The following is a 13,632-nucleotide window of genomic DNA, read 5'->3' as shown; positions in this document are numbered from 1 at the left end:
TAACAAACTGTTTATAACTCCATGACAGTTAGATGACAGAGATGTAATAATGGAAATTGTTATAAAACAGAGTATAAATGAGGAAAACCGGGTACCATAAAAAGAAAGAACCATCCATGATTTGGATGGTTCCCGGTTGACTTTTTATTAGTCTAAGACTTTTACCGTTACTGTTTTACGTCCAAAATCTCTTGCTTGGTCTTCAGAAGGGATGAATACGTCAATTTTATTTCCTTTGATGGCACCGCCTGTATCAGCTGCAGTCGCATAACCATATCCTTCAACGTATACTTTAGATCCTAGTGGGATCACGCTTGGATCAACGGCGATTACTTTTTGATCAGGATTATCCTTCAGGTTGACACCAGTAGCCGTCACACCTGAACATCCTGCACAGTCAGCAGTATATGCAGTGGCTTCCACTGAAAGTTCTTTTGCCACGCTTTCTTCTTGAGCCGGCTCAGTTGAGGCTTCCTTGGCAGGTTCTTCTGCTTTAGGAGCTTCAGCTTTAGGAGCTTCTGCCTTTGGTGCTTCAGCTTCTGGAGCTACCTCTGCTTTTTCTTGGGCAGGCGCTGCCTCATCAGAAGTATTTACAGGGGCTGAAGGTGATTTATCTTCAAAGTTTATAACGAGCTCTTGGCCCGGAACGATTAAATCGCTATCCAGTGCATTCCAGTTCTTAAGGTTTTCTACTGAAAGACCATAATAAGAAGAGATGCCCCAAAGTGTGTCTCCTGATTTCACTGTGTAGTATTCTTTAGAAGATACCGTAAGTTTTTGATCAGGGTAAATATAGTCACTGGAAATGTTGTTCCATTTTTTGAGTTGATCAACAGATGTACCATACTCCTTCGCTATTCCCCATAACGTATCTCCCTTTTTGACATCGATATCTTGTGCTGATGCGCTGGCACCACCGGCAACCGCGAGTGTGGTGAAAGCTGCTACAGAAATGATCGATTTCTTTAGTTTCATGAAAAATTCCTCCTTATGTAGCTAGCGAGTTTGTATTAGCTAACAGTGACCATACTAACATAGTAAAATCTCATTTCAATAACAGGAACTTTATAATAATAAGTCAAGAATATTTCAGTAATGTAATAGAGAGCGTTTTCCAGGTGTATTGTGGTGTATATGGAAATGAATTGGAATTATGTTCATCTTAACAATATTGGGGACTTATATTAGAATGAATAGGAATGAGCATGAGGAGGAAGATGTTATGTCTGAGGAAAATATCGTTTTATATAAAGACGAACCCGATGAACACAGCGGTCGCTGCGAATGTGGCAACAATGTCTTCAAATCAAGAGTGGAAGACGGGAAGTTCTACCGTAAATGCCAGGAGTGCGGCAAAACCAAAATTGTCTAAACAGGAAAAGAGCGATCCCCTTTAATAGTAGGATCGCTCTCTTTTTATAGTTGCGTCAGGATGATCGGCTCACCTTTAGTAATGACGATGGTGTGCTCAATTTGAGCTACTTTGCTGCCATCAGGAGTGATGTATGTCCAACCATCCCCTTTTTCGATGACGTTTTGTGCTTCGGTTGAAACGAAAGGCTCGAACGCAAGAACCATCCCCTCCTTAAGAAGAGCGTTATCCCATGGGTCGAAATAATTCAACACATGATCCGGCTTTTCGTGAAGGGATTTCCCCACTCCATGGCCAGTCAGGTTCATGATGACGGTGAATCCATTCTTTCTTGCTTCATTGTGTACGGCCTTTCCGATTCCATTGAGCTTGGATCCTGCTTTTGCTTTACGCAGTCCTGCTTCGAATGATTTGATTGCCGTTTCGCAAAGCTCTGTCAAAACGCCTTCTCCTTGACCAACCACAAATGAGATTCCGGTATCGGCATAGAAACCGTTCTTAGAGCCCGATACATCCACATTCACGAGATCCCCTTCATTGATGATCCGGCTGCCTGGGATGCCATGAGCTACTTCTTCATTCACGGAAATACATGTGTACCCTGGAAAATCATATTCTCCTTTTGGTCCTGAAAGGGCGCCCGCTTCTTCAAACATGCGTCCTGCAATCTCATCGAGTTCCTTGGTCGTCACACCAGGTTTCGTTTGGTTTCTCAATTCATCACGGATCTCCGCGACAATCCTGCCTATTTCTTTGAGTGCATTCAGTTCTTCATCATTACGTACTATCATACAATCTTCCTTTACTATTTATATATTCTCCATCCTTTATCATACCTAAAGGATGACGTTTTTAAAAGCGATAGGATCAGGAAAAAAGGAAAAACAAAAGAGGAATGATGACGGATAGTACCATGGACGTCAGCGCCATCGTGGCTCCGCTAACGGCTCCCTCCACTTCCCCCTCTTTAAGGGCCCTTGCCGTGCCAACTCCATGAGAGGTGACGCCGAAAGTCAGACCGGTAACGATGGCATCGTTTATGCGCAGGATTCTCAGAAGTGGAATAATGGCCATGGCCCCAAGCATTCCTGTTATGATGACGACTGATGGGATGACCTCGATCTTTGCCCCGATGATATCCCCCACCCCAAGTGCGACGGGAGTGGTGATCGTTTTGATCATGACGGCAAGGTTCCAATCTTCTGGAAGGCGTAGGAATTTCCCCATATAATACGAAATCGTCATTTGTGCCAGGCTCCCAATCACCAAACCGAGTACAATCGGAAGTGCATAGGCTTTCAAGTATCTCCTCTGGTGATACAGGGGATACGCAAGAGCAACCGTTGCCGGTCCTAGAAGATAGGTGATGCCTCTGGTCCATTCAGCATATTGAGCGTAAGGAAGCTCGATGATTAGTAGTCCCCCGATGATCACCAGTGTGGAGGTGAAGATTGGTAGCAGGAGCGGATAAGTCCATTTTTTATACAAGAGATTGGCAAAAAGGAAAATTACCGCACTGGCGGATATGGCCACGATCTCACCGGTCATCGTCATGGGAAGCACTTCCTTTCCGTACGACATGCATAGCAGGGATTGCAGTGGCCACAAATCCTATGAAGCTTGAGGTGATGAGTACCAAAAGAATTTTCCACCCATATAGATCCATGAATGGAATCAGTACGATGGCACTGACTGACAAAGGAAGGAACAGGAACGAAAGATATTTCAAAAGAATGGATGCCCCTTGTGCCAACAGTTGATCATGAACGACTCCCGTTGATAGGAGTAGAAATAAGATCCCCATTCCCAAAATCCCACCGGGTAAAGGGAGATGGAGTGCGGCTGAGAGCCATTTTCCTGTCTCGAACAGAACGATCAGTCCCAAAATTTGTGAAGCGACCCGCAAGAAGTGCATGAATGATCCCTCCTGGATTAGTAAGAAAATTTTAACATATCCAGGTGGTGGTTTGGACAAAAAAAAGCCAAGGGTTACACCCCTTGGCTTTTGGATCATGATAATGCTTTAACGAAGGCTTCTGCCGTTGATTGGCTGGACTGAGGATTTTGTCCGGTAATAAATTTACCATCTGTTATCACATAGTCACTCCACGGTGCCGATTTTTCAAACTTCGCACCTTGTTCGCGAAGGCGGGATTCAAGAAGGAACGGCATCAGTGAGTCAAGCCCTGTCTGTTGCTCTTCTTCGTTCGTGAATCCGGTCATAATCTTCCCTTCGACGAGCCATTTACCATTTGAAAGCTTCGTACCGACAAACCCTGCCGGTCCATGGCATACAGCGCCGATCACCTTATCGTTGTCAGCGAAATGAGCAAGCGCCGACTTCAATTCAGGACTGTCTGGAAGATCGAACATCGTACCATGTCCTCCCGGAAGGAAGATCCCTACATATTCCTCCATGTTGAGCTGAGATAAGACGAGGGTTTGATCAAGCTCTTTCGTGACACCCTTCCATTTTTCGACGAGATCGCCGTCTTCAAGGCTATTCGGATCGAGGGGGATCCTTCCGCCTTTAAGGCTGGCCACGTCTACACCATATCCCTGATTCGTAAATTCTTCATATGGTTCAGCAAACTCTGAAAGCCAGAGTCCCGTTTCATGTTCATCATCAATTTTACTTGAATTGGTCAATACCATTAAAATCTTCTTCACATTAAAACCTCCAAGTTTGATCTTTCTCTTATGTTTTATCCACTTTCGTTTGAATTAAACATTGTTTTCGATCAAACCATCATGGAATCCAGAGGAAATGGATGGAAGATACGTCACTCTACGTCAAATAGGAACTGTATATTCCTTGCCTGGGGGTCCCAGCCAAGATAGGCAGAGAATTCTTTTTCTCCTTTTTTAAAGCCGTCAATCCGGTCCGTACGCCCATCTTTGAGAAGCTTCTTCACCTGGGCTTGAGGAATCGTTTTCGAAAGGATCTTTTTTGAAATGCTGAAGCTGCATTTGCTTTTACTATACTCGCTGCATCCATAGAATTTCCCTTTGGGTATGACTTTCCCTCCGCATTTAGGACAGGTGCCGACCGGTGTCTTCACCCCGCTTTTCCCCTTACCCTTCCCTCTTTCCCTTTGGATGGAAGATGTATCAAGGTCGTTGAAATCCCAGCGATTTGATTCTTCTGTGGCCTGTTTTACAAGGCTCGCACTTAGCTTTTTCACTTGCTCCATGAATTCAGGTGCGGAGGCTTGTCCCTTTCCGATCTCCTGCAATCTTTGCTCCCATTTGGCGGTCATCTCGGCGGAGGCAAGTACATGAGGGCCAACCGCTCTGATCAGCACCCTTGCCTTGTCAGTCGGATAGACTATATTCTTTTGGATGTAGATGTACTGTCTATCTTTCAGCATCGTGATGATCCCCGCTCGTGTAGCTTCCGTTCCAAGTCCTTCGGTTGCTTTCAGGACTTTTTCAAGTTCATCATTTTCAATGTGTTTTCCGGCAGTCTTCATCAATGTGATCAACTGGCCTTCCGTATATCGCTTGGGAGGCTGGGTCTTCCCTTCCTTAATAGAGGCCTTTGTCACCCTTCCCTTTTGATTTTCTGAAAGAGGAGGCAGGATGACGTCGTTGTCTTTTTCAGTCGGGACGATGACCTTCCGCCAACCCTCTTGAATGATTTGCTTTCCTTTTGATGAGAATTCTGCTCTTTCCTCTACCAGCGTGGACACAGAAGTGTAATCAATGATTGCCTTATCATGATGGGCGGCAATCAGCCTCCTGATCACCACATCATAGATTTTTCGTTCCTCCTCGGAAAGTTTGGCGGGATCTTTTACTTGTTCCGTTGGAATGATGGCATAGTGATCGGATACCTTTTGATCATTCACGAAACGTTTATTGTTCATGAGGCTGGGTGGTGATTCCACGATCCATTCGGAGTAAGGCTTGAATTGACTCAGCTTTGAAAGGATTTCCGGGAATGCTTCCGCCTCCCCTTTCGTGACATGCTGGGAATCGGATCGTGGATAAGAGACGATTCCTTTTTGATAGAGTTTCTGAAGGATATCCAATGTCTTTTTGGGAGAGAACTTATACATTTTATTGATGGTAGCCTGCAGTGAGGATAAATTGAAAAGCATCGGTGGTGCAAATTCTTTTCTCTCTGTCTTCACTTCTTTTACACGGGCATTGTCTTTCTTGCAGAACGCGGCAATTTTTTCAGCCATTTCTTTTGACTGGATGCGTGTGTTCCCATCCTTGACCCAGGTTCCTTCGTAAAGGTTTCCTTCCATATTGAAGGTGGCCTTCACTTCCCAGAAGGGTTCACTTTTGAATCGTTCAATCTCTTCTTCCCTTTTTACGATCAAAGCAAGAGTCGGGGTCTGGACCCTGCCCGCTGAAAAGACATCCGACATGCCCTGCCCCTGCAGGAGGAGACTATAGGCCCTTGAAGCATTCATACCGACAAGCCAGTCCGCGCATGCCCTTGAGTAGGCTTCATGGTAAAGACTTCGCGTTTCACTTTCATCTTTCAGATTCTGAAAACCTTGCACAATGGCTTTCTCCGTTAAGGAAGAGATCCACAATCTTTTCATCGGTTTTCTAGCTTTTGCCATGGTAGTGATATTACGGACAATCAGTTCTCCTTCCCGTCCTGCATCTCCCGCATGGATGATTTCAGACACTTCATCTTTTTGAAGGAGACTTTTAATGACATTGTATTGTTTCGATTTGCTGCGTTGGACTTCATATTGGAAGCGGTCGGGTACGATGGGGAGGGTATCGAGGGACCATTTTTTCCATGATGATTCATACTTTTCAGGAGACTTCAATTGAAGCAGATGTCCGACGGCCCATGTCACATAGGCTCCGTTCGGAAAAACCGGGTTTGGCTGGATCTCGATATATCCCTGCCGTTTCTTATGGGGAAAAGGTTTTGCCAATGTGGCACCTTGGTCGGGTTTTTCGGCAATTACAAGTTTCATTGGCCTATCCTTTCTTATGGAATATTTCCTCCTATTATATCATGCAACGCTGAGATAAATATGAAAAACCAGCAGGACGTTACCTGCTGGTAAAAAGTCATTCAATGATCTGTAGTTCCTTCGGATAAGATGTGAGCGTTTCACAGCCGTCCTTCGTGATCAGCACATCATCTTCGATTCGCACACCGCCGATTTCAGGAATGTAGATCCCAGGTTCGATTGTGTAGGTCATTCCCTCCCGAAGGACTCCATCATTGGTATGGCTCATGGAAGGGAACTCATGGACATTGATCCCAAGGCCATGTCCGATGCGGTGTGGGAAGTTTCCCCCATATCCTGCATCTGTAATGATGTGACGGGCGATTGAATCAAGATCCCCAACACGGTTGCCCGGTTTACTTGCTTCCAGTGCAGCAAGTTCCGCTTTCAGTACTGTTTCGTACATTTCCCGTTGTTTGTCCGAGATCGATTTGAAGGCAACGGTTCTTGTAATATCAGACGTATAGCCATCAAGTACCACGCCTAGATCAAAGAGGACGAGATCACCTGACTTGAGCCTACGGTCTCCTGGATTTCCATGGGGATCCCCGCCTTTTTCACCGAACAGGACCATCGTGGCGAAAGACATTTCACGGACGCCCTGTTTTTTTAGTTCGTACTCGATGGTGGCAAGGACCTCCATTTCTGAAATTCCTTCTTTAAGTGCAGCAACTCCGATTTCCACACCGTAATCGGCCATCTTCGCTGCTCTTCTCATGATTTCGATCTCTTCAGGAGATTTGCAAACGCGCATGTCATTCAACCGGTCTTCAGCATTGATGATTTCAGGTGCATCAAAGAGATTGAGGAACGCTTCACTTCGTGCATAGGTGACCACTTCTTTTTCGAAGCTCACCTTTTTGGCTTTGATGTTCCTCTTTTCCATAGCTTTTCCTACAAAGTCCCAAGGGTTTTCATGATCGGAGTATCCGATCACTTCATATGGCCACCCGGCTTCTTTCACCTGACGTACTTCCATTCCCGGTGCGATAACGAATGGTTCCGCTTCAGGGAATACAAAGACCCCGACGAGGCGCTCATGTGGGTCAGTTAGAAATTTACTTAAATAAAATACATTTTCACTTGAATTGATGAATGCTGCATCAATCTGTTCGTGTTGCAGCCATTCTTTGAATTGTTCCAATCGGTTCATGATTCTTCCTCCAGTGCTGGTTAAGGTCTTTCCTTCTCTATGCTACCATATTTGGCGGTTTGATTGAATGGTCTGGAATTTGATAAAAAAAAAGAGCACCCCTCTAAGGGATGCTCTACTGTGGAAATTATAGTGCCGTGTCCATCGGTTTTGGTTTGCGGACAAGGGCCATGATACCAGCAATTAGGTAAAGGAGACCTGGAACAAATCCTGCTCCAATCGTACCAATACCGATAATCAATGCTCCTACTATAAATAGAATGCCTGAAAGAACAGGTTTCTTATTCTTTGTAATGAAGATGACTGCAAGAATCCCAATGATACCTGCTATGATACCCAACCAAATCATCCCTGTTCCAAGTGATTGCATGACGCCAAGGAATAAGTCAGCGTCTTCCGAAGTAAGTGTAGGATCATTCTGTGTAAAGCTTTCTTGGAATGAAGATGAAAATTCATCGTTGTTGGCCCCTGCATTGAAAAGTACGCCCAGTACAGTGAATCCAAACGAAAAGATAATTGCAAATATTCCCATTACGACTTCTCCAGTACGTTTTACCATTCTTCTCTCTCCTTTAAAAACTATAAGTATAATTTGTGCATCCTATTATTCTTCTCTAATAAGTATGTAAAAACAATGACTTTTATTCTACTATAGAAAATCATACAAGCTCTGCACGTTTTTCATTCTACCATGAAAATTCCACCATTTCTATAAAGAACTTGGAAGGAATGTCAGCTAAGTTTGTGGAGTATTATTCGCTCAATGATTTTCCAGGGCAGGAGCGATTTAAGTGTGATCGTGATCCCAGTCCCCTTCCCGACCTGATACCTAAATCTTCGATTACGGCCAGTGGCAATCCTTACGACCAGATTCGAGACATCCATTGGGTCCCCATACGTTTCCTCTGATTCAACTAAATGGGCATTCAGCTTTTTCAATTGTGCATAATAAGGGGATTCTGATTGCAAGGATCGCTCTGTAATTTTCTTTCCTGTTGACCAGATGCTTGTTTGATACGAGCCTGCTTCAATCAGATGGACATCGATCCCGAATGGCTTCACTTCGAGTCTCAGACTTTCTGAAAGGCCAGCCAGCGCATGCTTGGATGATACATAAGGGCTCAGGCCGGGGAAACCAATCCGACCGCTGATGCTGCCGATATTGATGATCTTTCCCCTGCCCTGTCTCCTCATATACGGCAGAATCAGCTGACTCACTCCGATGACTCCAAATACATTCGTTTCGAATTGTTGACGGAACTCTTCCAAACATACTTCTTTGAGGAAACCTCCCTGTGCAAATCCTGCATTATTCACGAGAACGTCTATTCTATCCAAAGACGTCAGGAATTCCTTGAACGATTCCAGGGACGATGCAGAGGTTACGTCGAGTTCCTTGATGAAAATACGGTCTTCAACCTGCATAGATGATGCTCTCTTCAGCAAATCCTCTTTCTTGGCGGTGTCCCTCATGGTGGCAATCACTCTGAATCCGCTTTTGGCGAGCTCTACCGCCGTGAGAAGGCCGAATCCGCTATTGCTTCCTGTCACGATGGCCACTTTGTGATTCATACGATCCCTCCCTTAGTATTCAAGTATATCAAAAAAAGAACGGCTCCCATCGCGGGAACCGTTCTTTTCTATGAGGGTCAATTTCATTCTTAATGGTAAAGACTTTTTCCGATGCGTTCAATATCCATTTAAAGCAATAAAGCTTTGTTTAGAGTAATAAGACGCTCGGATTGTCAGAGTCTTTAACACACATGACCTTTTTTATAATTCTAAGCATATTACTGCTGATCGATCGGTACGACAGCATTCTTCAATTCTACTTTCAGATCATTGGTGAATTTCTCTTTTTGCTCAGGTGTCCAATTGAGTAATCCATTCATCATCTCAATCACAGGCTCATGCCACTTGACGACCCATGCACGATCAAAGAATAACGCGCCTGTACGACGGATGAAGAAATCGACCGGTGTAACCGTCATCTCTTCTTGGATGGAATAGAGCAGTTGAGCATAAAGGGAAGCGGGTACCTCTTTGTCTCCTGAGGTTCCAGTATATGCATGGGCAAGTTTGAACAGCTGATCTACATTGGAACCGTACATTGTCGCCAGTTTGCGTCCTTCTTCTTCAGAAAGACCGTAGCGTACCGCTTCCTTCCCTTTCTCGTCGACGAATGTTGGGAAGTTCTTGGACCCACCCACATGGCCACCTGAAATCGGCATATGTTTGGTAGTGGACTCTGGGAATTTACGCTTCGCTTCTTCCTTCAATCGTTTTGCGACGAGATCTACAACCGTTTCACCCATCTTGCGGTATCCGGTCAATTTACCACCGGCAATGGTGATCAGACCGCTTTCGGCTTCCCAGATTTCATCTTTACGTGAGATTTCTGAAGGATCTTTCCCTTTTTCAAAGATCAGCGGTCGTACACCAGCCCAGCTTGATTCTACATCATCGTTGGTGATTTTCACATCAGGGAACATGAAGTGGATGGCATTCATGATGTAATCACGATCTTCGGATGTCATGTAAGGATGTGCTTTATCTTTTTCAAAGATGGTGTCTGTTGTACCCACATAAGCTTTTCCGTCACGCGGAATAGCGAAGACCATCCGGCCATCCGGAGTATCAAAGTATACAGCCTGACGAAGCGGGAATTTGTTTTGGTCAATGACAAGGTGTACCCCTTTAGTCAAGCGTAGCTGTTTATTATTCGTGCTGTAATCTTTATGGCGGACATCATCGACCCAAGGACCCGCAGCATTCACGACTTTTGTTCCCCGGATCTCATAGGTTTCATTGGTAAGCAGATCTTCGGCTTCGATTCCGACGACTTTCTTATTATCGTAAATGAAACGTTGGGATTTTGTATAGTTAATGGAAGTTGCCCCGTGTGCGATGGCTTCCTTCATGACTTCGATGGTCAGACGTGCATCATCTGTCCGGTATTCTACGTAATATCCCCCACCCTTGAGTCCTTGTTTCTTCACCAAAGGTTCTTTCGTCAATGTATCCGATACAGAAAGCATGGTCCGGCGCTCACTGCGTTTGACTCCTGCAAGGTAGTCATATACTTTAAGACCAATGGATGTGCTGAATTTACCGAATGTACCACCCTTGTGCATCGGGAGCAGCATCCATTCAGGCGTGGTGACGTGTGGCCCGTTTTCATACACGATTTCACGTTCTTTTCCGACCTCTGCAACCATTTTTACTTCGAATTGTTTCAAATAGCGCAAACCACCATGGACAAGCTTGGTAGAACGGCTGGAAGTCCCTGCAGCAAAATCCTGCATTTCAACAAGCGCAACCTTCATGCCGCGCTTGGAAGCATCAAGAGCGATACCTGATCCGGTGATCCCCCCACCGATTACGATCAAGTCATAGTGTTCATTTTTTAATGCATTTTTCACTTCTTGTCTGTGCGTGCTGGAAAAAGTCATAAGTGGTTCCTCCTAGAATGTATGGTTGTGAACGGTTAAGAAGTAATCTCTCTTATACTTTAACCATAAAAAAAGAGACCAAAACCAGCATTATAGAAATAATCTCTATAAATGTGGAAATGGTCTCTCTTGGTCTCTAACCGTTTTATTAACTTGAGTTCATTATATCACAGGTTGATCTTATTTGAAAGCCATAGTTGCTTTTACGGCTTTTTTCCACCCATTGTAAAGTTCTTCCTGTTTTTCTTGTTCCATATCCGGATCATATTGCTTCTCCATGTTCCACTGTTGAGAAATTTCATTTTGATCCTTCCAGAATCCAACGGCAAGTCCTGCAAGGTACGCAGCACCTAGGGCAGTCGTCTCATTGACGACCGGACGCTCAACCGGCACGTCTAGGATATCACTTTGGAACTGCATCAAGAAATCATTTTTGACTGCTCCACCATCAACACGTAGTTTCTTCAGAGGAATGTTGGAATCGGCTTCCATAGCAGTCAAGACATCTTTCGTTTGATACGCAAGGGATTCCAATGTTGCTCTGACAAAATGTTCTTTAGACGTACCACGTGTCAATCCGAATACAGATCCGCGGACATCGCTATCCCAGTATGGTGTTCCCAAACCTACAAAAGCAGGTACTACGTACACGCCATCCGTAGAATCAACGCGTTCTGCATAAGCCTCACTGTCTGCTGCGTTGTTGAACATGCGCAGACCGTCACGAAGCCATTGGATTGCCGATCCGGCTACGAAGATGCTTCCTTCAAGGGCATATACGACCTTACCATCGATTCCCCATGCAAGTGTCGTCAATAGGCCGTTGTCAGATTTCACAGCCTTCTCTCCAGTATTCATCAGCATGAAGCAACCTGTACCATAAGTGTTCTTTGCCATACCTTCGTTATAACAAGCTTGTCCGAACAAGGCTGCTTGCTGGTCCCCTGCAGCTCCAGCGATCGGGATTTCACGCCCGAAGAAATGATAAGGAATCGTCGTTCCGTACACTTCAGAAGACGGTCTTACTTCTGGCAGCATGCTTTCAGGAACCCCAAGGATATCAAGTAGTTCTTTGTCCCACTCAAGATCATAGATGTTGTACATGAGTGTACGGGATGCGTTGGAATAATCCGTTACATGCGCTTTTCCACCACTCATCTTCCAAATGAGCCATGTATCGATCGTACCGAATAGAAGTTTTCCAGCTTCAGCTTTTTCCCTGGCCCCATCAACATTATCAAGGATCCATTTTACTTTTGTCCCGGAGAAATATGCATCGATCAACAATCCGGTTTTATCCCGGAATTTGTCGTTCAATCCTTGGGCCTTCAGTTCATCACAGATTCCAGCCGTTTGCCTTGACTGCCAAACGATTGCGTTATATACGGGATCGCCTGTTTCTTTATCCCATACCACTGTTGTTTCACGCTGGTTTGTGATTCCGATTCCTTCGATTTGCTCTGCTTTTACGCTTGATTCGGATAAAACGCTTGCAATGACAGCAAGGATCGATCCCCAGATTTCATTGGCATTGTGTTCTACCCAGCCTGGTTTAGGGAAATGTTGAGTGAATTCTTTTTGTGCCGTATGGGCAGCTTCACCTTTCTGATTGAAAAGGATTGCCCTTGAGCTTGTGGTCCCTTGGTCAAGGGAGAGAATGAATTTTTCCATGATTTTGTTCCTCCATTCAATTTTCGTCTGCTAGTAATGCAGCTTTTTCAGCAAGAGATTGTTTCCTGTCTGCCATGTAGGCGAGTACCAACACTACAACCATCACGGCAAGGATGATCCAGAACGCCGATGTCATCGATCCGCTGAAGAATGCTTTGTAGAATACACCGGCGAATGATCCACCCAATAGCGGACCAAGAACCGGAATCCATGAGTACCCCCAGTTGGATGATCCTTTACCCGGGATCGGCAGGATGAAATGAGCGATACGTGGACCGAGGTCACGTGCAGGGTTGATCGCATATCCAGTGGTACCACCTAGCGAGATACCGATAGCGATGATCAGGAACCCGACGATGAATGGATTCAATCCCTCTGCAAATGTATTCGCCCCTATTGTCAATAATCCTATAACCAAGACGAAAGTTCCAATGATTTCACTTAAGATATTCGAGAAATAATGTGGGATTGCAGGACCTGTTGCAAACACGCCCAACTTTACTCCCGGATCCTTTGTTGCATGCCAGTGTGGAAGGAAATGCAGATAGATGATCGCAGAACCGATAATGGCACCGATCATTTGAGCTAGAATGTACATCGGTACATCGCTCCAAGGGAAGTCCCCGTTGAAAGCAAGTCCAAATGTAACCGCCGGATTCAAATGGGCTCCACTGAATTGACCGACTGCATAGGCAGCCATAGCAACACCCAAGCCCCAACCGAATGTGATGACGATCCATCCGGAGTTATAAGCAAATGATTTTTTTAAATTGACGTTGGCACATACCCCTGCACCGAATACGATAAGCAGTGCAGTTCCCAACACTTCAGCTAAAAATGGAGACATAATACCCCTTCTTTCCAACAAGATAGTATAAGTCAATTCCATAGACGTTCGACCCCGTTACCCCTTTGATTGATTCCGCTTTCAACTTCTGGTATAACAATTGGTCTATGGAACAATCAGTTCACAGACAAAAGACCCACAGAAATATC

General features: G+C 44.9%; 13 protein-coding genes. 1 reads left to right on the top strand and 12 read right to left on the bottom strand.

Annotation, left to right across the window (positions count from 1 at the left end):
* Positions 1-147 precede the first annotated feature (147 nt).
* Complete coding sequence (locus ABJ225_RS04160) at positions 148-975, bottom strand: 3D domain-containing protein (protein ID WP_347318607.1); 828 nt, start codon at positions 973-975, stop codon at positions 148-150.
* 247 nt (positions 976-1,222) lie between these two features.
* On the opposite strand from ABJ225_RS04160, the gene ABJ225_RS04155 reads away from it, so the two are divergent.
* Positions 1,223-1,372: a DUF8096 family protein gene (locus tag ABJ225_RS04155; protein ID WP_162838948.1), complete on the top strand. Its 150-nt coding sequence runs from the start codon at positions 1,223-1,225 to the stop codon at positions 1,370-1,372.
* Positions 1,373-1,416: 44 nt separating this feature from the next.
* Here ABJ225_RS04155 and map read toward each other — a convergent pair whose 3' ends face one another.
* The 11 genes from map to ABJ225_RS04100 form a co-directional block, all read right to left on the bottom strand.
* A complete protein-coding gene (map, locus tag ABJ225_RS04150; protein ID WP_053427049.1) occupies positions 1,417-2,163 on the bottom strand; it encodes a type I methionyl aminopeptidase in 747 nt (248 codons plus the stop codon).
* A 76-nt stretch (positions 2,164-2,239) separates the two neighbouring features.
* On the bottom strand, positions 2,240-2,926 hold the full coding sequence (locus ABJ225_RS04145; RefSeq protein WP_347318605.1) for an LrgB family protein: 687 nt from the start codon (positions 2,924-2,926) through the stop codon (positions 2,240-2,242).
* Entirely contained in the window at positions 2,910-3,287 is a 378-nt protein-coding gene (locus ABJ225_RS04140; RefSeq protein ID WP_347318603.1) for a CidA/LrgA family protein, read from the bottom strand. The genes ABJ225_RS04145 and ABJ225_RS04140 overlap by 17 nt, the downstream gene beginning before the upstream one ends.
* A gap of 95 nt (positions 3,288-3,382) precedes the next feature.
* A complete protein-coding gene (locus ABJ225_RS04135; RefSeq protein ID WP_347318601.1) occupies positions 3,383-4,042 on the bottom strand; it encodes a type 1 glutamine amidotransferase domain-containing protein in 660 nt (219 codons plus the stop codon).
* A gap of 113 nt (positions 4,043-4,155) precedes the next feature.
* The gene (locus tag ABJ225_RS04130; RefSeq protein WP_347318599.1) at positions 4,156-6,321 is read right to left on the bottom strand and encodes a DNA topoisomerase III; all 2,166 of its coding nucleotides are present in this window, start codon (positions 6,319-6,321) and stop codon (positions 4,156-4,158) included.
* A 97-nt stretch (positions 6,322-6,418) separates the two neighbouring features.
* Positions 6,419-7,513, bottom strand: a complete 1,095-nt coding sequence (locus tag ABJ225_RS04125) for a M24 family metallopeptidase (RefSeq protein WP_347318597.1) — start codon at positions 7,511-7,513, stop codon at positions 6,419-6,421.
* Between the two features lie 127 nt (positions 7,514-7,640).
* A complete protein-coding gene (locus ABJ225_RS04120; protein ID WP_079516101.1) occupies positions 7,641-8,072 on the bottom strand; it encodes a DUF4064 domain-containing protein in 432 nt (143 codons plus the stop codon).
* A 173-nt stretch (positions 8,073-8,245) separates the two neighbouring features.
* Positions 8,246-9,085, bottom strand: coding sequence for an SDR family oxidoreductase (locus ABJ225_RS04115; protein WP_347318595.1), 840 nt, complete (start codon positions 9,083-9,085; stop codon positions 8,246-8,248).
* Between the two features lie 218 nt (positions 9,086-9,303).
* A complete protein-coding gene (locus tag ABJ225_RS04110; RefSeq protein WP_347318593.1) occupies positions 9,304-10,965 on the bottom strand; it encodes a glycerol-3-phosphate dehydrogenase/oxidase in 1,662 nt (553 codons plus the stop codon).
* A gap of 180 nt (positions 10,966-11,145) precedes the next feature.
* Positions 11,146-12,636: a glycerol kinase GlpK gene (glpK, locus tag ABJ225_RS04105; protein WP_142128068.1), complete on the bottom strand. Its 1,491-nt coding sequence runs from the start codon at positions 12,634-12,636 to the stop codon at positions 11,146-11,148.
* 16 nt (positions 12,637-12,652) lie between these two features.
* On the bottom strand, positions 12,653-13,483 hold the full coding sequence (locus tag ABJ225_RS04100; protein WP_053427057.1) for an MIP/aquaporin family protein: 831 nt from the start codon (positions 13,481-13,483) through the stop codon (positions 12,653-12,655).
* Positions 13,484-13,632: the final 149 nt, after the last annotated feature.

It is taken from the genome of Rossellomorea sp. RS05 (assembly GCF_039822645.1).
GTDB lineage: Bacteria > Bacillota > Bacilli > Bacillales > Bacillaceae_B > Rossellomorea > Rossellomorea marisflavi_B.
This window is presented reverse-complemented; position numbering and strand designations above follow the sequence as displayed.